Raw genomic sequence first — 18,982 nt, 5'->3', positions numbered from 1 at the left:
TTCCGAAACAGCCAGGCGAACTTTGAGATACAATTCCACGGTGTAGATCCCCTTGTCCCTCCTGCGTTCAATGCAGAAGGAAGATAGGTGGCCGGATTTTACTCCGCCCCTACGACGTGATTATCACGCCGCTACCGTGGCCGACTTTTGCACCGCCGCTCTCATGGATTGGGACATCTTGAGCGTTCGCACTAACTCGGTGACCTTTACTTCACCCTTGCGCAACTCTTCCAAGACGCGCAGCCGGTTTTCATTTTTTAAATGATCCAGCAAAGCGGCACGCTCGGAAAAATTTCTATCTCCAGATCTCATTCCCACCTTTTCCGTGATAGTTCTATGAGTGGCCTAGCCATCTCCGTGGTGGCTAGGCGATCCCATCAGCAACACCCCTCCGCCTATCTTTTGAGCGGATACTAGAACTCCTCCCAGCCCTCCTTGGCTGCCGCTACTGCCTGAGAGCCGCCAGAAAAGGCGCCGGCGAGCTTCGAGCGCAGGGATCGGGCCGGGGATGCACCTGGCGCCGCTCCCATATGGCCGGGCCTTACCTGATCTGCGCGACCCGGAGAGTTAGCTGATGCAAGGCGAGGAGCTGGCCGGATAGTGCCCATAGCAGTTGGCGATGCATTTGATGCGAACCCACTTGAGCTGGTTCTCAGGTTGAACTGGCCGAGCAGACCGTTCAGCGCAGCCACCTCCTTGGTGAGGCTGTAGCTGGCGGCCGTCGACTGCTCAACCATCGCCGCATTCTGCTGAGTGCCTTGGTCGATCGTATTGACGGCGGTGTTGATTTCAGCAAGTCCGGTCGACTGTTCGCGTGCCGCTTCTACAATAGCACGGACGTTCTGGTCTATTTCCTCGACCTCTTTAACAATCTGCTCAAGCGATTGTCCGGTCCGCCCCACGAGCTCGACACCATTCTTGACCTGAGATCCAGATGTTGAGATCAGCGCCTTAATTTCTTTGGCGGCTTGGGCGGAGCGCTGTGCCAACTCGCGCACTTCCTGCGCAACTACCGCAAAGCCTTTACCTGCCTCACCAGCTCGCGCGGCTTCCACACCCGCATTGAGCGCCAGAAGGTTGGTTTGGAAGGCGATTTCGTCGATAACGCCGATGATGTTGGAAATCTCACTAGAGGACTTTTCGATGCCTTGCATGGCGGCAACCGCGTCGCGCATGACCTCGCCCGACTTCAAGGCCCCCAATTTCGCCCGTCCGACCAGCTGCCCCGCATCTTCAGCGCGTTTTGTAGAGTCTTTCACCGTTGTCGTGATTTCTTCCAATGCGGCGGCAGTCTGCTCCACGGAAGCTGCCTGCTGCTCGGTACGCTTAGACAGATCATCGGCCGCCGCGCGGATCTCATTGGCCCCGGCATCGATTGCCTGAGCATTTTCGGCAACGGCTCGTAGCGTGTGCTGAAGCTTGTCCATCGAGCCGTTGAAGTTCTCCCGCAGCCCGTCTAGATGCGAAACGAAAGCAGTCTCGATGCGATAAGACATGTTTCCGCTGGAAAGCTCGCTCAATCCCGTTCCCAAACTGTCGACCGCCAGGCGAGTAGCTTCGGCATCATGCGCTTTCTGCGCTTCTCGCTCTGCGCGCTCCTGTTCCGACAGGGTTCGGTTGGATAGCGCCTCTTTTTCAAGGCGGATGCGCTCGATAGCGTTGTCACGAAAAACGGCAACAGCTGCAGCCATCTGCCCGACTTCATCACGTCGCTCCAGCCCAGCAATAGGCTCTTCCGTCTCGCCAAGAGCCAGGCCTTCCATGCGGCTCTTTAGTTTGACAATTGGTGTGGTAATGCCGCGTGATGAAATAACTAGCCCTGCAGCAAGCGCGGCCGCAAAAACGAGGCCGAGCGTCACCAACGTGTAGAAGATAGTGTCTACTGTCACGGCAGATAGCGCATCGCTTTGGTCTTCGACACTCTTGTTTTTGAGATCGATCCAGCTACGAACATTCAAAATCTCATCCTTGACCTTCAGGTCTGCCTGCCTCAGCAGCAACTTTGCTCGATCGTTGTCGTCGGCCAGACCGGCCTTCACAGCCTCGTCGGTAATAACAACAATTTCTTTTGCTGCATCGACTAGAGGATCCACGGTCAGTGCATCCTCCTGTGCATGCTCTTTTGCTGCGGCGAAGAATTCAAACAAGGACTTTTTATTCTGAGTGTAGTTATCATTTAGACCCGCCATCTCAGGATCCTTCAAGCTATATGCGAGGATCTGATAAGCATTGTAGTTGAGGGCTGCGACACTTTGGCTTGCTCGAGACATGGCAAGCGTCGCCACTTCGTCTTGCGAAATGAGGTCTGAATAGTTGTCGTCGGCTTTTTGGAAATTGCGTGACATCATCAACATGCTGCCGGCGGCGATAACGCAGATTGGAATCAGAACTGACAATATTTTGGTTCGGATCTTCGCATTTTGAAGGAAGGACATGATGGTTACAATCCAGTTGATGGCCTGTTGCATATCGGCGCGGGTACGCTTGTAAAAACACTACCGTTAGAAGCTGACAATTTGGTAAATACTGAGTGTTGCCGTGGTCGTATCCGGCCTGGTTGCGACCTTTGGTGACCGCAGCTCGGGCAAACACAGCCTTTGAGGTTACTGACCGCAGACGAGATGTATAAGCTCGGTCCAATCGATGCGATGGGTGGCGACTGCGATCTCCATCACGAACTCACCGCCATGGGGAGGGAAATTCTAGACAACGCCGACCCCAATGACCCAGTGGTCACGAAGGTCCGCAGGGAGGCATACAAAGTTTTCCGGACCGAAGAGAGATGCAGCAAGTTGTTCAAGGAGTTTCCTGAGCTTTTTTATCCGGTCAGATCCGATTGAGGGAAGCCGCAGGCCACAAAGGTGGGGCACGAGGTTGACTAGCCGTATCAATTAGAATCGGTTGAAGCAGGCAAACTCAAGGGAAGAATGGACCCCAGGCACTATCAAAATATAGCACTGGCGTCTCCGCGAGCTTCCGCCACAAAATCTCGTCAGATGGAGAAACAAATGGCAAAACTAACCAACGAGCAAAAGTGGATGGTGGCTGCTGTGTGTGTTTTTCTTTTCATTGCTTTCGGCTGCATAATTTACAGCGAAAACTATTCTGCGAAATGTGCGACCGACAGGCTTGAATGCAACGTACAGTCGAGCATGGACTTTCTCGAACGAATGTACGGGCCATACAAAGCCTTTTGACAGGGATCTGCAACTTACAGACAAATCAACGCCATCCAATCTGAATCCCTCTATTCTGCCGGCCCCGCCCCCGAGCATAAAACATTCAACGCTTGACTGAGGGAGCTTCAGGACCGAAAAGATCGACAAAAGCCTGAAGCTGTTCGTCGGTGGCCTCTGCCGGAGCATGGAAGTGGATCATAATCCCTTCGTCTCTGAGTGCCGCGGCCTTTTCTATTGCCTCTTCGAAGGTCTCGAACTGGTCCGACGCTCCGGTATCCATGTAAGCTTGGACGGTCCACGGCATTCCGCTCTCCCAACGTTACAGTTAATCCTCGCCAGTCCGTGAAATCTCGTCAATTCAGATTAATGTTACTTTATGTATGCGACTTTCTCAGTTGCTCGCGCTGTGGCAGCCCGCCAGTACCCAGCGTTAGCATCCTTGACCTTCGCATGCCGTTGGATCCCATAGAGCGGTAGCGTCTCAGCAGACCAAGCTTTTAGGACGAGCCGGTTCTATTTCCTTTCATTAGGCAAAATGGACACTATCAACACGCGACGGCATCGTAATGATGCCGTGCGAGCGTAGTAGGCAACTATGTTCTCCCAACGCAAAGCAGAGATTTTTATGAACAATAGCCCTCACGCCATCGACCTCCAAGTTGACTCCAACATTCGATCGCTCCGCCTTGGCAGTCGCGTATCGCAGGAAGCATTGGCCGAACGTCTCGGCATAACATTTCAGCAGGTACAGAAATATGAGAAGGGAGCGAACAGGATCAGCGCGAGCCGAATGGTGATGGTGTGCCGAGCGCTTGGTTGCGATATTGGCGACCTATTCGAGGGCACCGAAGATGTCAGCCTCGGCTCGAGCGCCGACGCCGCCCCACTTCCCTCTCGCGCTCGGCAGTCTCAGGCTTCGATGAAGGGAGGCCAATTGCTCGACGCCATACCGCGGAAGCAGCGGACCGCTGTGCTGTCGCTGCTGCAGACGCTTGCCAAGTCTGATTCAGCACCCGACGACGAGGACGACGTCGACGACTGAGTGTGGCCGCTAGCTTGTACTCTACCGGTCCAACTGGCGTCGTCATTTTCGCAAGTAGCTCTTGCCGCCGCTATCGGTGGTGCAAAAGTGTCAACCCCTCGGGCCTGTGCAATACTTGCCAGACCGGCATGAGCATTCGTCGGCGGACGTGGGTGCCATCTCTTCAGATTGCGAGCCGAGGAGGCCCAGCGAGCCGCCTCCAACTGAGGAGCAAGGGTGGCCGCGAAGGAGACCGGCCGTCCTGGCTATGATCCGGCCGATCTTTTGAAGCTCTACGTGTACGGCTACATCAACCGGGTGCGGTCCAGTCGGCGACTGGAGGCGGAGACCCACCGCAATATCGAGGTCATCTGGCTTCTGCGGCATCTGAAGCCTGACTTCCGCACCATCGCCGATTTCCGCCGCGTGAAGCGGTCGGCCCTCCAAACAGGTGTTCCGGGAGTTTGTCACATAGTCCCGCGAATAAAGGGGTCGCCGGTTCGATACGGTTCAAGGCGTTCGATGCCGGCAGCCGTCCATGCTTACCTATTCTATCTCAGCAGACGGCAGAACTCGCCAGCGTACAAGGTTGTTGTCAATGCGTTGAAGATTTGATGTGTCGATCAGCAGGTTGAGCTGCAAATGGCTAGCCTGATTCTCAGTTGAGCCATGTAAGCAGTCCAACCAACCCAGCGGCCTGTCTTTGTGCAACTGCATCTGCTACCGAGATCGCGTGAGTTTCTCCTCGAAGGCCGTGCTCGTCTATGTCCAGTTTCAACAACAATGACAGGCCTGTTGAAACACTGGCCGACGCCCTCGCAACCGAGCGTGTGAACCCGGTGGCGCTGTTGGAAGCAGTGCTTTCCGCCTCAGATGATTGCATCAAGATCCTCGACCTTGAAGGACATATTCTTTTTATGTCCGAAGGCGGCAAGCGCGTGATGGAGGTCGATGACTTCGCTTCTTTGAAGGGCTGCCCGTGGCCTGATTTCTGGGCGGACGAGCGCAACTTAGCCGCCCGCAATGCCGTCTCAATCGCTGCCTCAGGGCGTCCGGCCCGCTTCACAGGCTCTGCCAAGACCGCGCGGGGTAACGATCGATACTGGGATGTCCGAGTGCTGCCGCTTGTCGATAGTGGAGGCAGGCCCACCCAGCTCCTCTCGATTTCTCGTGATATCAGCGAGGGTCATTCCGCACGGGCAAAGGTTGCAGAACTGCTTGCTGCCGAACAGCAAGCAGCCAAAGCGGAAGCCGACACGTTGAGGCGGATGCTGCTCGATGCGCCGAGCTTCATGTGTGTGCTGGAAGGGCCGGAGCACGTTTTCAAGATTACCAACAAGGCCTATCTTCAGCTTGTTGGGCATCGTGACCTGATTGGCGTACCGGTTCGCCAAGCTTTCCCGGATGTCGAAGGGCAAGGCTTCTTTGAACTGTTGGACGAGGTTTATGTGACGGGAGAGCCGTTCATTGGTCGCAGTGTCAGCTTTGCGATCCAGCGTTCCCCAGACGCCCCTCATGAAGAGGCATTCCTCAACTTTGTCTATCAGCCTATCTTCAGCGCGGATGGTGTTGTCACAGGGATATTTGTGGAGGGGAGCGACGTCACAGACTTGAAAAATGTCGAACTCGCGCTTCGCCGAAAGGATCTTCAGCTCGAGCTTGCGCTTGACGCGGCAGGAATGGGCGTTTGGGAATGCACTGTGGTCGATGGCCATTTCATTGATATCAAGGAGGACGAACGGGCAAGGACGTTGCTCCATCGTTTGGCTGATGAAGAGGCGACTTTCGACAATTTCACATCCCGCGTTCATCCCGATGATCGGCTGGCTCTTGCCGAGTCAGCGCTGCAGGCTCTTGATCCAAGTGGCAGTGCCGCTGGATTCATGCCAGAGCGAAAACTGTTACAGCCGACGGCGCAACGAAATTCGTGGGCACAGTGCGGGATGTCACCGACCGCAAGGATGACGAGGCGCACCAGCAGCTGGTAAGCGGCGAACTGCAGCACCGGATCAAGAACCTCCTGGCGATGGTCAGTGCAATCGCCACGCAAACATTGCGCGGAGAAGATATTGCTGAGCGGCGAGAGACATTTAATGCGCGTCTGCACGTTCTGGCGCAGGCCCAGAATATGTTGATGGCTACGACGTTTCAAAGCGCTGGAATCCATGACACGCTACGAGCGGCACTCGCGCCCCATGGCGGATCTGACGGACGTTTCGATATCGATGGCTCGCACTTCGAGATGACGCCGAAGCAGAGCTTATCGATGGCACTCACTTTGCATGAGCTTGCCACTAACGCCACCAAATATGGCGCACTTTCAAACGACGCCGGCCGCGTCAGAATATCCTGGCATCTGGCGAAGGCATCAGACGGACGACAGGATCTCAATTTCGTCTGGCAGGAGAGCGGAGGACCGGCCGTGTCCGAGCCGAAGACCAAGGGTTTCGGGTCACGTCTTATCTCCCGCGTGCTTGCTGCAGATTTCTCAGGCGACGTACGGATCATTTACCCGTCTGGAGGCGTTGTATGCACACTAACAGCCAAACTTGGCTAGCTCGACGCGAAAATGTCTCGCTTTGTCCTCCATTCAGCGGGATCCGGCCAACCAGAAAATTTAAGTCATGATTGCTCAACGAACCGCCGTCTTGGTTGTCGAAGACGAGGCCCTCGTTCGAATGGGCATTGTCGATGAACTCGAAGATTCGGGTTTCGAAGTGTTCGAAGCCGAGAATTCAGTTGTTGCAATCGAGTTACTAATAGCCAATCCGCGCATAGAAGTGATGTTTACGGACATCGACATGCCCGGCGGGGTAGATGGCCTCAAGCTTGCAGCCTCGGTTCGGGACAGATGGCCGCCCATTGCGATCATCGTAACGTCCGGTCATCGTGCAGTCGGTGTTGACAGCCTCCCGGCGCGGGCGCGCTTCATGTCGAAGCCATACAATCCAGATGTCGTGGTTCGGTCGATCAAAGAGATGATGACTCAGTAATTTCAATGGTGCAGATCTTGCACGGTGCCACTTGATCACTCAGAGAGGCCTGCGTGAAAAGGATTAGCAGACAAGCTTGCAATTCATCAAAGCCGTCCGGGAGTGGCGCTATTTACTGTCGCCCGGATGATGCGCCTACGGGTCGCTCACCTGATTCGCTGTCGAATGCTATTTGAGCGCCTGGCATCCACAGCTGCAGCGATGAAATTGCGTGACAGGCCATGATAGAGCGGTTCTCGCGACAGGACGCGTGACGTGACATATCCAAGCATCGAGACGTCCATGATCGGGATGACGGCCTGGTGATCGCCGGTCATTTCCAGAATGGTAACGAAGGCTGTCATCGGGGCCCGGACGACCCCGGCGAAGTATCCGGCCATGCCGAGAATAGCCGCAAGCGCTATACTTGTTCCAGTAGCGAGCCAAAGGTGCTGCCAAAGCCGCGCCGATAGCGGGTGACGCTATGCAACCTGAACCCCATCAGTCCCCCATACAGGATCGCGCTCGCTCAGCAGTCGTTGCCCGGTATGCCTGCCGGCTCAGAAGAGAAACTCAACTCGCGGTTTTACCGCTGGCCCGGCGAAACTCATCCGAGGTCTCGTCGAGGAAGACGTAAAGTGCCGTGATCTTGCCATCGCGGACGGTGATCACGTCCCAGCCCGTATATTCCGGCGGCTCACCGCGCGGCCCCGAACCCCAAGCCAACCGTCCGGCGTTGTGGAGCACCTGCGGATTGCCGTGCGGCGCATAGACATAGTGCGGATGCGTGGCTCTTAGGTCGCCAGCGAACTTGTCAATCGCATCGTGGCCGATGATTGCACCGGGAGGAACGTATAGGACGCCGTCCTCTGCCCAGAGTTCGCCGATCGCGGCACGCCGCCGGTCGTTGTCGCCTTCGCCGAAGACCTCCTGGAGGTTCCGGTCAAGCAACTCGCGGATACGCTCTGCGGATTCGTTAGACTGTATCATGACATCTTTCCGTGAGAGGCCGCCGACCTCGGCACGGTATTGTGCCGAGGTTTCTGGCGACACATGGGACTTCAGATCTGGGCCTGACCTCCATCGACGAAGAGTTCGATGCCGTTGATGAAGCTCGCCTCATCGGAAGCCAGGAACAGCACGACATGGGCGATCTCTTCGGGGCGACCGACGCGGCCTGCGGGGATCAGACTCGCCAGATAGTCTCTGGTGCCCTGGGCCTGATTGCCCCCACCAAACAGTTCGTCCAAACCGGCTGTATCGGTAACGCCAGGGCTGATCGCGTTGACGCGGATGTGGCGATCCTTCAGGTCGAGAATCCAATTGCGGGCGAAGTTGCGCACCGCGGCCTTGGTCGCCGAATAGACGCTAAAAGCCGGCGTGCCGGAAATGCTGGTGGTAGAACTCGTCAGGATCACAGAGGCAGCGTCCTTCAACAGCGGCAGCGCCTTCTGCACCGTGAACAGGACGCCTTTGACGTTGGTGTCGAACGTACGCTGATAATTTTCCTCGGTGATCGCACCGAGCGCGACCATTTCGCCGCCGCCGGCATTGGCGAACAGCACGTCGATCTGCGCATGCTTTTGCTGGACGGCGTCGTAAAGCCGGTCGATATCGGCGAGATCAGCCATGTCGCCCCGCACCGCAGTGACCCGGCCGCCGATCTGCTTCACGGCTGAATCCAATGCTTCCTGTCGGCGGCCGGTGATAAACACCGAAGCACCCTCGGCTGCAAAGGCTTTCGCCGCTGCGAGACCGATACCGCTGGATCCACCCGTAACCACCACGACCTTGTTGTTGAACCTGTTCGTCATTGTCTTTCTCCTTCAAAACCGGCGAAGCGCCGTTGCTTTCGAATATGTAAGATGAACGATGAGGCTTGTAGTCAGCGAGTTTGACACGTACCGTTCCACAGGAGGAACGCTGAATGCGGATTGATCTGAACGATTACGTCTATTTCGCCGAGGTCGTCGCTCATGGCGGCTTTGCCGCCGCAGGTCGGGCGCTGCGTGAGCCGAAGTCCAAACTCAGCCGAAGGATCGCCGGCCTCGAGGAGCGGCTGGGCTTGCGATTGATCGAGCGGTCGAGCCGCCGTTTCCGGGTGACTGACACTGGCCAGGCATTTTACGAGCGATGCAGAGCAATACTTGCGGAAGCCGAACAGGCGGAAGCGCTGGTCGCGCAGGCGCAAGCKGAACCGCATGGCCGCATCCGYTTCAGTTGCCCAACMGGGATGGTYGCGCCCATTTCGRMAYTGATGTCATCYTTCCTGTTACGCTTTCCGAAAGTSCGRCTCCARCTGRTGGCAACCGACMGGKCSGTGGAYCTGATCGARGAACGCATTGATCTCGCRCTTCGCGTCCGCRCCAGYCTYACCTCGGATGCAGCCCTGACCATGCGGTCGYTGGGAGCCTCGATCCGCATTCTGGTTGCCAGTCCTCAACTTGCCAGTCAGGTGGCCAGCATCGAGCATCTGAACAMCTTCCCGGCAYTRTCAACTGACCATGCGTCGGACGATYTCGAATGGCACCTGGAAGCGGAGGRTGGGCGCAAGCATRTCGTTCGGGTCCAGCCGCGCATGGGATGCGAGGACATGGCAACCGTGCGCGATGCTGCAATCAATGGCCTRGGTRTWGCGCTSYTGCCSGATCATGTCTGYCGCGAKGCGCTGGAGGCTGGAAAGCTTGTGCGCGTGTTGCCAGCTTGGGGTGGGYTACAGGGTATCGTGCATCTGRTGTTTACGACGAGACGCGGCCTGTCACCTGCCGTCCGGGCGCTCATCGACCATCTCGCTGCCGGCTTTCCGCGYGAYGCCCTCAGTAAACGCACGTGACGCGGTGYATCTGCGTWGCTARCCCGCCAACTGSTYYTCRTAWCGCAAGGCCCAGTCCCGCAAGGTCGCAAAGGTCGGCATGAGGTCGATACCGGCCTGCGAAAGCGCATATTCSACCCGTGGMGGTATCTCSGCGTAMGCGGTGCGAATGACAATGCCGTTGCGMTCGAGGTCGCGAAGYTGCTCGGTCAGCATATGCTGAGTGATACCCGGMAGCGCWCGRCGCAGTTCGCCGAAACGCATCGGSCCAGCAACYAGGCTACAGACGATCTCGATCTTCCACTTACCGGTGATCGCCCGGATCGCYCGCTGRAAGCGCATSACGTCGATCGGCTCAGGTCCCGTGCAGCCATCGCAATCTTCGCCATATATCCGCGGCTCTATGGTCTGGTTTTTCATACTACCTCTGGAAATTCATCCTACTTGCCAATTTTCATATGCTTCGCAATGACTGGTCGCAAGGACAAGTGAAGGTATGGAAAWTCATATGRGCAAGATTCTTATWACGGGTGGTTCAGGKTTCCTTGGCAGCCATTGCATCGTRRCGGCGCTCGCYGCGGGGCATGAGGTTCGCACGACGCTGCGCAGTCTCGACAAAGCAGGMGAAGTCCGCGCCATGCTCGCGGCARCCGGTGTCGATCCGAAGCAMGAGGTCGCATTTTWTGAAGCKGATCTGGRGAATGACGAAGGYTGGAGYGMCGCTGTCGCGRGCTGCGACTATGTTCTGCACACKGCATCKCCGTTTCCRTCAGCCCAGCCRGACGATCCGAAYGACCTGATYGTGCCGGCGCGTGACGGAACGTTGCGTGTTCTTCGCGCRGCCAGTCGTGCCGGCGYSAGGCGCGTTGTYCTCACATCMTCCTTTGCCGCYGTTGGGTACGGCCCGGAAGCAMCRAGCCATGTCTTTACYGAGGAAGACTGGACGCCGRTCGATGSRCCAAACCAGCCATACATCCTGTCGAARGCCATCGCGGAGCGYGCTGCATGGGAYTTCGTSARGGACAGTGGAACRCCCGARCTGAGTGTCGTCAACCCAACCGGAATATTCGGACCCGTGCTCGGCCCTCAGCTTTCGACRTCAATTCAGATCRTCAARGGACTGCTGGACGGRGCSTTYCCACCTGAGTTGCCGGAYATRTGGTTYGGTGTGGTCGATGTGCGCGACGTSGCCGACCTGCAYCTGCGGGCCATGATTGATCCGTACGCGGCGGGCAAGCGCTTTATTGCCGTGAGCGGCGAGCCAGTATCTCTGTTGGCGGTTGCCACCATATTGCGCGAGCGCTTTCCAGAATTTGCCGCCAGAGTTCCTAGTCGTGGCGCCTCTTCCTCACCTAGCGCGAGCCATAGACGCTCCAGCAGTGACAAGGCGAGGCAGAGGCTCGGGTGGAAGCCACGCACAAGTGAAGAAGCAATCGTCGCCAGTGTTGAAAGTCTTATCCAATTGAAATTGCTCGAAGTCCTTGAGTAATTTCGAGGGCCGCGCGAATTTTCACAAAGGAATCGGGAACGGCGCTTGGTCGATGTGTGATGAGAATATCGCGTACCCAACGGCGCAGCCGACGGTTCGACTACTTTCAAGGCGTGTATAATGCCTTCTTCCGAGATCGTTACTCTGATCGCGGATGAGGAAACACTGAGAAAAAACAAGTTCGCCAGCCAGATGCCGACGAACCGTAATAGTCGCTTTAAACGCAACGACCCTATTGATGGTATCCTTCGCCAGGATGGATCTTTCCGGGAAAAAGACCCAGTGGGCGTAGGGGGTAGTGGCAACGGAACGTAAAACCTACACAAGGTTCAGCTTTTCCGTACCGAAGAGGCGTCACACGACGAGAGATTGTTGAACGGGCGGCTGCATCAGCTCTATGGTGATACCATCCGGGCCAGAGATATATGCGACCATTGTTCCGCATCTGGGTCCGGCTGGTATCGGCTGCGGCGAGCCCTTCACTGCCCACCCCGCCCTCTCAACCCGCGCGATTGCGGTGCGGATATCTGTAACAGTGAAGGCGATATGAGCAGCGCCGATCGCACCCGCGCTACGAGGTGTCTGGCCCAACCTAAGGCCTGTCGAATACTCGAGAAGCTCGATAGGGTAGCCATTTGGAGCAGTCACCAGCGCCATTCGGCAGCGCGGATCGTCAACCCCCGTGGCCTCCCGTAGGAACTCTCCACCCATCTCTCCTTGGCGAACAAGGTCGAAACCCATCGCCTCAGTCCAGAACTGGATCGCCTCCTCCAACGAGGCGACCGAGAATCCCGTGTGGTCCACAGCTATCACACCAGCATTTTCGGCCATTTTTATTCCTCACATATCGAGCAGTTACGTCGCGCTACAGTACGCCGTTCGCATAACAAGTCATAGCACTTGCAATCCCTTCAGTCCTTTTGTGGCGCTGATCTCGAGTTCGATGCCTTTCAAGAGCGTAAACCGCTGCTCTGGACTATCTCACGTCCTTCCGTGATCTAGGACGGCAATGCGTATTTTGCGCGTCTTGTCGTGTTCGTCTGCGTAAAAGACAGGGCAACGCCCGGGCTTAAAAGCCCGGGCGAATGAGATCAGAAGGCTCCAGGAAATCTGATGGTCGTCAAAGCGACATGTAATGCTCGGCCCACGGGCGCACCCGCTCGAAGCAGGCCGCCGCGCGCGTGACATCCAAATCGGCGTATCTCCGGCCCATGATATGCAGGCCTACTGGAAGGCCGCCGGACAACCCCGCCGGAACGGACGCGGCCGGATGGCCGATCAGGTTGGTAAGGTAGGTCGGGCACCATCCAATCAGCGGATTGATCTCGACACCGTTGATCGAAGAAGGGCCGGTTGTCATTCCAGCCTCACGATTCAGAACCGGTAGTGCAGTCGTGGTCGGTGAGACGATCAGGTCGACGGATGCAAAGGCTTGGGCAAAGGTATCATAGACGGCGGTCCGCATGACCTGATCAGCCTGCATTTCCATGAGAGACTGCTTGCTGGCCATGTCCATCCAGTACTTCAGTGCCTCGGGAACCTGCTCACTATGATCCTTCAAGAGGTCTATGCCGCCAGTCTTCAGACCCTGGATGATCCCGAAGGAACCGGCGCAGATAAGCCGGCACCACATGTCGGTCAATGCCTGGTGGCTGAAAGGCAGCTTGATGTCGAGTGCTACAAGTTCGGCTCCGGCATCCGCAAAGGCTTGCACCGCTGAATCCGTCACCGTGGTGACGCCGCTTTCCACCGGATAGGTGCCGAAATCGGGCGTGTAGCCGATGCGCATCCCTTCGAGGGAGGTCGCTTGAGCGGCGGACAGGAAGTCGATCTCCTGCGGGTTACTGAACGGATCGCTGGGCTCATGTCCTGAAAGGACGGACATCGCCAAGGCAAGATCTTCCACGGTGCGGGCGATCGGCCCCTCGTAAATAAAGGGCGACGTTCCGGAGAAGGCATCAGGCCGGATCACCATGGGGACGCGACCCTGGGATCCCTGAAAGCCCGCTACACCGGACCAAGACGCGGGAATCCGAATGGAGCCGCCAGCGTCAGAGCCACCGGCCACAGGAACAAGTCCTGCGGCTACGGCGGCTGCGCTGCCGCCTGATGAGCCACCGGGATTACGCGCAAGGTCGAAGGGATTGCGCGTTGCGCCAAAGAGCCAGTTGTCGGTTGTAGCGTTGAACCCCAGCACCGGGGCATTGGTCTTGCCAATCAGGATGGCATCTGCTGCCTCGATCCGTTTAGGGTAGGTGCTCCAGAAATTCGGGACAAAATTCTTGAGAGCTGGCACGCCTCCCATCGTGGACGGCCAACCGGGCTTGAAGTCAAACAGGTCTTTCATCAGCGTCGGCACCCCAGCCATCGCTCCGATGGTCTCCTTCCGGGCGATCCGGGCATCCAGCTCCCGGGCCTTCTGCCGCGCGCCGTCATAGTCCTTGAATATCACCGCGTTCAAATGCGGGTTCTTTTGCTCGATCCGTTCAATGGCCGCATCGGTCACCTCAAGCGCGGACATTTCGCCGGATTTAACAAGCCGCGCGGTCTGCGCAGCGCTCAGGGTTTCATTGTTCATCTGCATTCTTCTCTTCCCAACTCAGGCTTTGGTCGATTTTGCGATCATTTCGTCAGTGCTCATGACATGCGCAGTTGAGACGGCGAGCACGCCGAGCGTGACGCGATGCACCTCCTTTGCGGGGATCGGGCCAAAGCCGACATCGGGATAGTCGTAGGTGCCCGTTGCATCCGAAATGAAGCCCACCTTGTAGCCGTTGAACATGGCATCATGGGCAGTGGCGTGGCAGCAGTTCTCGGTGGTCACACCTGTCACGACGACGGTCTTGATTCCCTTGGTACGCAGGATGATGTCGAGGTCGGTTCCAAAGAAGGCACTATAGCGGTGTTTTTTGATAACGACTTCTTCGCCCTGTGGCGCAACATCGGGGTAAATCTCGATCCCGGGTGTATTGTCTATCAAGCCGACGCGATCTGCGATCGGCGGATAGATCTCGGCAAAGGGGCCCATGTCACAACCGTTCGCCCGGTGTGCATGGGTCGTGTAGATCACCGTCATTCCAGTCTTGCGCGCATGACCCAGGAGCTTGGCGAGCGCTGGCAGGAACTCACGACCCATCGGGGTTTCCATGGGGGCGCCGATTGCGACGAAATCGTTCTGCATGTCGATGACGATAACGGCCGTCGTTTCGGGGTCGAATTGGTCGATCTGCATTGCCATGATGGTCTCCTTGGTCGTCATGTGGCGTGTGGCGATCTGCGGCCATTGCCCTTGGGGCCTGACAGAACGCGATCCAAGTCAGACTAGGCCCAAGACGACCGGTCCGCTTTGCCGCAGGTGACAATTTAAGGAGACGATTTGTCCTTGCCTGCCAATTTGGCGGCAGGTCGATGGCGTTTACATATCCCGTTCACCACGCGCGTCGCGCATAAATGACGGAGATTTGCCGAACCGAGCGCGAAAGGCCTTGCTGAAATGCGATAGGTCCTTGAACCCGCAAAGCAGAGCAACATCGGTGACACGTGCCGCACTTCCGTCGGAGAGCAGTTTGTATGCGGCATCGAGCCGCTGATCCCAGAGCCATTGGATCGGGGTTGTCGCGTAACGGGAGAACAGCCGGTAGAGCGTTCGGGGCGTTATGGACTTGTCGCGCGCAATCGCGTCGACGTCCAGTTCGCAGTTACCCAAGTTTGCCAGCATGTAGTCTTTGACTTCGTCGAGGCGCCTCTCGGATCGGGTTGATAGCGATGCCTGGCCGATCTCGGTGTCCAGGGTTGCCGTCAAAATGTCGAGTGCAGAGGCGCCGATACGCCGATCATTTGTAGATACGGGCTTCGCCGCCAGATCAAACATCTGCAGCACCATAGCACTGGCCATCGGAGCCATGCGTGCACTACGGGAAATCTTATGCGCAGCCATGCGTTCGACCCCGTGCAAACGGGCCTCAAGCAGGGGGCGTGGAATAGTGACCATGATCGCATGGGATTTCTGGCCGAAGCGCAAGGTGAACGGCCGGGCCTGATCCTGCAGGACCATTTCGCCCGTGCGAAGCATCGTGGAGTGACCATTCTGATGTAATTCAGCCGATCCGCCGAGCATCAGCCAGAACATGAAGCAGTCCTGTTGGTCGCCCCGGATATCCCTACGGCGTCGTTCGACCTGAACCGGCTCCATGCTCTTCGAGACGGACCAGATGTCGTCGAGGAAGAGCTCTCCGAAGTTCCGGATCGAAACCCGGGCCCGAAAGTCATCATCAGCCGCCGTTGTGCATTCTGTCCGTGAAAACTGTCGGCACGTGACATGGTGCCAGTATTCGAAACTGTCTTCTGGTCTTACGGCGATGATTTCTGCCATGTGACACACCTCAGATGCGGGCGCTCTTTTGCCGATGATTTCAGATGCAATAGGCTACACGGTCTTCCCTGGTCGGGACAAGACAGTCGCTTTAGTCAAGCCAGATGCCGAGTTAATAACCTGCCAAACGAGCTTGCAACGATGACCGACAAGCAAAATCGCATGGCTGATCAGAATATAAGCGATGCTAAGGCGCGGGCGGTCTTCGCAGCATTTGCGGGAGCGCACCTCCTTGCTCGCAGTCGGGCTGACATTTTGCTCTTTGATGCGATGATTCAGAGCTACAGAGATGCTGGATTGCTGCCAATCGGATAGCTTTCAAGCTTTGAAACGGAGGATTAGTGACGGCACCAATTAGTTGATTGGCGGACGAATTTTGATTTCTCTCAAGATTTTTGGGACCTCGTCCCATCGCGGTATCTCTCGTCGATCGGTGTTAATCTAACCGCTATCGCTTCACCGCGACGCACTTTACCTCCGCAAGCAAGCCAGGATGTGCCAGTTCGGATACGCCGATGCGCGTCCATGCGTAGGTTCCTTTTGGAAAGACTTCGTTCTTTGCCATCCGGAAAATATCCATGTGCTTCGACATCTCCACATGATAGCTCGTCATCTCCACGACGTCGTCGAAGGTGCAGTCTGCGGCCTCAAGGACGATGCGGAGGTTTTCCCACATGGCCCTGAATTGTTCTCGCGGGTCCTTAATCACCTGCAAGTCCCTCGTGCGGCCGACTTGCCCGACGACGTAGATCGTATCGCCAACCTTTACCGCCGGGGCGTATCCTGCACGGGCGACGATTTCGCGCATTTCCTCTGGAATAATGATTTCTCGATCCATTGGTCTGAACCTCGCTTGTTGAATAGACGGTCCATGTTGAGAAGGGCTCCGCCACGAAATCACGAGCGATTATCTAATCCCAGAAAATATGACTTGCAATAGAAACCGAATGGTTCCATATTATTTCCATGGTTAAACGCAGTCAGACATCCCGGTCCGTTGGACGCCCTCGTGAGTTCGAGCTTGACGACGCAGTTCGAAAGGCAATGGGCGTGTTCTGGGACCGTGGATATCACGATGCGTCTTTGCCCGATCTGCTCGAAGGCATGGAACTATCGAAAGGTAGTTTTTACAAGGCGTTCGTGGACAAGCGGGGCGTCTATCTCCGCGCGCTGGATATCTACATCGAAGATGCCACTCGTAAGCTTGGCGAAATCCTGCATGCCAACCCGTCGCCAAAAGCCGCAATTCGAGAAGCCTTTTCGCGGCAGGTTGAGGATTCGTCAGGTAAAGAGGGCCTGCGCGGTTGCTTTGTCGTATTGTCGGCCGTCGAAATGCTTCCCGAGGACGAAGAGGTTTCCGCTCGAATTGCACGACTGTTCCGGCGACTGCAGGATCTTTATGCGGCCGCCATCATAAGGGCCCAAGCCCTCGGTGAGATTGATCCTGGGCTGGACGAGCGAACTCTGGCGAGGTTCCTCGTGTGTCAGATCCAAGGAATGAGAGTTCTAGGGAAAACAGGAGCGGATCGCGACGACACCAGGGCGATGGTTGACTTCGCGCTAAAGCCACTCGACTGACTTCAATTAGGAACCATTTAGTTCCGAATTCACGCATTTTGCAACCCCGCTTCAGCGGTTTCGCTTCTCGATATGGAGAAAAAGTTGATACAATCCCATGATGCCAAGGACGGTCTCGATCCGCGCAGGTGGACTGCGCTGGCCATCTTGTTGACCGGGGCTTTTCTACCACCGCTGGATTTCTTCATCGTCAACGTGGCGCTGCCCTCGATCCGGCAGGACTTTCAGGCCTCCGCCTCGACGATGCAGCTGATTATTTCAGGCTATGCCACCACTTACGCAGTCATGCTGATCACCGGTGGCAGGCTTGGCGACCTTTATGGTCGACGAAACGTCTTTCTGGCTGGAATGGTCGGATTTGCCGCCGCCTCTTCGTTGTGCGGCTTCGCCTGGTCCCCTTCGGTCCTGATCACCGGTCGTATCCTCCAGGGGGTTGCGGCAGCAATCATGGCACCGCAAGCCTTGGCGTCGATCAATGCGATTTTTCCCGATCACGAAAAGTCGAAGGCACTCAGCTTTTATGCCCTGACATTTGGGTTGGCATCAATGGCTGGCCTGTTTCTCGGTGGGGCGCTGATTGCACTGGATGTCTTTGGCCTCGGTTGGAGAGCCATTTTCCTTATCAACCTTCCCGTGATCGCAATAGCCGCGCCAGCCGCGCTGGTCATGTTGCGCGAGACCCGATCGGAGCATGCGAGGAAGCTGGATATGGGTGGAGCGACCCTGATCGCAGTTGCGTTGTTTGCCCTGATCTCGCCGCTCATTGAGGGCCGTGAACAAGGGTGGCCGATCTGGTCGATCTTGATGCTATCGGCTTCCCTGCCACTTCTCCTGTTATTTTGGCGCTACGAAATAAAGGTAGGGGCCGCGGGGGGAGATCCGATTGTCGAACCTCGACTGCTCCAGGTTCCTGGACTGAAGCGCGGGCTGCTCTCAGCCCTGTTCTTCTATGCCTTTGCGGCTTTCTGGCTGACATTTTCGGTCTATCAGCAGGGCGGCCTTGGCCGTACGCCTTTCGAGGCAGGAGTTGCAATCCTTCCCGCGGCCCTCGGGTTCGTTTTAGGACCAATCGCGAGCGGGAGCATCCTGCGCGTCTTCGGTAGGTATTCTGCCGCCGCAGGCATGACCCTAGAAGCGGCTGGATTGTTCGGGACCGCGGCCCTGATCTCTTTCGGGGCACCAGAGTTCCTATTCGTTGCCCTGTTCTTTGTCGGCGCCGGTCAGGGAATTGCGCTCCCAAACCTGGTGAAGACTGTCGTTCAGCGGGTTGACCCGGCGCGGTCAGGTTTGGCTTCAGGCCTGGTCAATTCGATGCTTCAGATAGGCGGCGCTTTGGCGACAGCGCTTATCGGCGGATTGTTTTTCTCAATCCTGGGTCCAGCATCCGATGAGAGATCCATCGGCCATGCCTACAGCATCGCAGCCGTCGCGATTGGTCTTTGTCTCCTCATTGCAGGTTGGCTTTCCGCTGGCCTGCCATCGGACAAAGAAGTCCACCGATGAGTGCGAACGTTGAGCCATCCGCTCTTCCTTTGAAGGTTTGACCATTCCCAATCCCA

The 18,982-nt window shown here is 56.7% G+C and carries 19 protein-coding genes and 2 pseudogenes; 9 read left to right on the top strand and 12 right to left on the bottom strand.

Going from position 1 to position 18,982, the window contains the following annotated elements:
• Positions 1-123: 123 nt before the first annotated feature.
• The 3 genes from VH564_RS23000 to VH564_RS22990 all read right to left on the bottom strand — a co-directional run bounded on the left by VH564_RS23000 (position 124) and on the right by VH564_RS22990 (position 3,483).
• A complete protein-coding gene (locus tag VH564_RS23000; RefSeq protein ID WP_423342172.1) occupies positions 124-312 on the bottom strand; it encodes an ArsR family transcriptional regulator in 189 nt (62 codons plus the stop codon).
• 101 nt (positions 313-413) lie between these two features.
• The gene (locus VH564_RS22995; protein ID WP_423342180.1) at positions 414-2,435 is read right to left on the bottom strand and encodes a methyl-accepting chemotaxis protein; all 2,022 of its coding nucleotides are present in this window, start codon (positions 2,433-2,435) and stop codon (positions 414-416) included.
• An 847-nt stretch (positions 2,436-3,282) separates the two neighbouring features.
• Entirely contained in the window at positions 3,283-3,483 is a 201-nt protein-coding gene (locus VH564_RS22990) for a hypothetical protein (protein WP_423342171.1), read from the bottom strand.
• Between the two features lie 291 nt (positions 3,484-3,774).
• Between VH564_RS22990 and VH564_RS22985 the strand changes: the two genes are divergently transcribed.
• The 5 genes and pseudogenes from VH564_RS22985 (at position 3,775) to VH564_RS22965 (ending at position 7,193) form a co-directional block, all read left to right on the top strand.
• Positions 3,775-4,221, top strand: coding sequence for a helix-turn-helix domain-containing protein (locus VH564_RS22985; RefSeq protein ID WP_423342170.1), 447 nt, complete (start codon positions 3,775-3,777; stop codon positions 4,219-4,221).
• A gap of 225 nt (positions 4,222-4,446) precedes the next feature.
• A pseudogene (locus VH564_RS22980) lies at positions 4,447-4,647 on the top strand (transposase); the annotation flags it as partial.
• Positions 4,648-4,964: 317 nt separating this feature from the next.
• A complete protein-coding gene (locus tag VH564_RS22975) occupies positions 4,965-6,188 on the top strand; it encodes a PAS domain-containing protein (RefSeq protein WP_423342169.1) in 1,224 nt (407 codons plus the stop codon).
• The gene (locus tag VH564_RS22970; RefSeq protein ID WP_423342168.1) at positions 6,137-6,757 is read left to right on the top strand and encodes a sensor histidine kinase; all 621 of its coding nucleotides are present in this window, start codon (positions 6,137-6,139) and stop codon (positions 6,755-6,757) included. Before VH564_RS22975 ends, VH564_RS22970 begins: the two co-directional genes overlap by 52 nt.
• A 67-nt stretch (positions 6,758-6,824) precedes the next feature.
• A complete protein-coding gene (locus VH564_RS22965) occupies positions 6,825-7,193 on the top strand; it encodes a response regulator (protein WP_423342167.1) in 369 nt (122 codons plus the stop codon).
• A 146-nt stretch (positions 7,194-7,339) separates the two neighbouring features.
• Here VH564_RS22965 and VH564_RS22960 read toward each other — a convergent pair.
• The 3 genes and pseudogenes from VH564_RS22960 to VH564_RS22950 all read right to left on the bottom strand — a co-directional run.
• Positions 7,340-7,635: pseudogene (locus tag VH564_RS22960) on the bottom strand (chloride channel protein); the annotation flags it as partial.
• A 110-nt stretch (positions 7,636-7,745) separates the two neighbouring features.
• A complete protein-coding gene (locus VH564_RS22955) occupies positions 7,746-8,162 on the bottom strand; it encodes a nuclear transport factor 2 family protein (protein ID WP_423342166.1) in 417 nt (138 codons plus the stop codon).
• Positions 8,163-8,233: 71 nt separating this feature from the next.
• Positions 8,234-8,986, bottom strand: coding sequence for an SDR family NAD(P)-dependent oxidoreductase (locus VH564_RS22950; RefSeq protein ID WP_423342165.1), 753 nt, complete (start codon positions 8,984-8,986; stop codon positions 8,234-8,236).
• A 113-nt stretch (positions 8,987-9,099) separates the two neighbouring features.
• Between VH564_RS22950 and VH564_RS22945 the strand changes: the two genes are divergently transcribed.
• Positions 9,100-10,005: a LysR substrate-binding domain-containing protein gene (locus VH564_RS22945; protein WP_423342164.1), complete on the top strand. Its 906-nt coding sequence runs from the start codon at positions 9,100-9,102 to the stop codon at positions 10,003-10,005.
• An 18-nt stretch (positions 10,006-10,023) separates the two neighbouring features.
• On the opposite strand, the gene VH564_RS22940 is transcribed toward VH564_RS22945, so the two are convergent.
• Positions 10,024-10,326, bottom strand: a complete 303-nt coding sequence (locus tag VH564_RS22940) for a winged helix-turn-helix transcriptional regulator (RefSeq protein WP_423342163.1) — start codon at positions 10,324-10,326, stop codon at positions 10,024-10,026.
• Positions 10,327-10,480: 154 nt separating this feature from the next.
• Between VH564_RS22940 and VH564_RS22935 the strand changes: the two genes are divergently transcribed.
• Complete coding sequence (locus tag VH564_RS22935) at positions 10,481-11,473, top strand: SDR family oxidoreductase (RefSeq protein WP_423342162.1); 993 nt, start codon at positions 10,481-10,483, stop codon at positions 11,471-11,473.
• A gap of 354 nt (positions 11,474-11,827) precedes the next feature.
• Here VH564_RS22935 and VH564_RS22930 read toward each other — a convergent pair whose 3' ends face one another.
• From VH564_RS22930 to VH564_RS22910, 5 genes are all read right to left on the bottom strand, one after another.
• Positions 11,828-12,304 (bottom strand): VOC family protein, encoded by a 477-nt coding sequence (locus VH564_RS22930; protein WP_423342161.1) that lies wholly within the window; start codon positions 12,302-12,304, stop codon positions 11,828-11,830.
• A 289-nt stretch (positions 12,305-12,593) separates the two neighbouring features.
• Complete coding sequence (locus tag VH564_RS22925; RefSeq protein ID WP_423342160.1) at positions 12,594-14,051, bottom strand: amidase; 1,458 nt, start codon at positions 14,049-14,051, stop codon at positions 12,594-12,596.
• A gap of 21 nt (positions 14,052-14,072) precedes the next feature.
• The gene (locus VH564_RS22920; protein WP_423342159.1) at positions 14,073-14,711 is read right to left on the bottom strand and encodes a cysteine hydrolase family protein; all 639 of its coding nucleotides are present in this window, start codon (positions 14,709-14,711) and stop codon (positions 14,073-14,075) included.
• Positions 14,712-14,888: 177 nt separating this feature from the next.
• Positions 14,889-15,845, bottom strand: a complete 957-nt coding sequence (locus VH564_RS22915) for a helix-turn-helix domain-containing protein (protein WP_421407478.1) — start codon at positions 15,843-15,845, stop codon at positions 14,889-14,891.
• A gap of 448 nt (positions 15,846-16,293) precedes the next feature.
• The gene (locus VH564_RS22910; protein ID WP_421407481.1) at positions 16,294-16,683 is read right to left on the bottom strand and encodes a RidA family protein; all 390 of its coding nucleotides are present in this window, start codon (positions 16,681-16,683) and stop codon (positions 16,294-16,296) included.
• Positions 16,684-16,889: 206 nt separating this feature from the next.
• Here VH564_RS22910 and VH564_RS22905 point away from each other — a divergent pair, with 206 nt between their 5' ends.
• Together VH564_RS22905 and VH564_RS22900 are read left to right on the top strand one after the other, a co-directional pair.
• Positions 16,890-17,423, top strand: a complete 534-nt coding sequence (locus VH564_RS22905; RefSeq protein WP_421407483.1) for a TetR/AcrR family transcriptional regulator — start codon at positions 16,890-16,892, stop codon at positions 17,421-17,423.
• An 84-nt stretch (positions 17,424-17,507) separates the two neighbouring features.
• Complete coding sequence (locus tag VH564_RS22900; protein ID WP_423342158.1) at positions 17,508-18,926, top strand: MFS transporter; 1,419 nt, start codon at positions 17,508-17,510, stop codon at positions 18,924-18,926.
• Positions 18,927-18,982: the final 56 nt, after the last annotated feature.

It is taken from the genome of Rhizobium sp. HT1-10, from assembly GCF_049472505.1.
Classification (GTDB): domain Bacteria; phylum Pseudomonadota; class Alphaproteobacteria; order Rhizobiales; family Rhizobiaceae; genus Rhizobium.
This window is presented reverse-complemented; position numbering and strand designations above follow the sequence as displayed.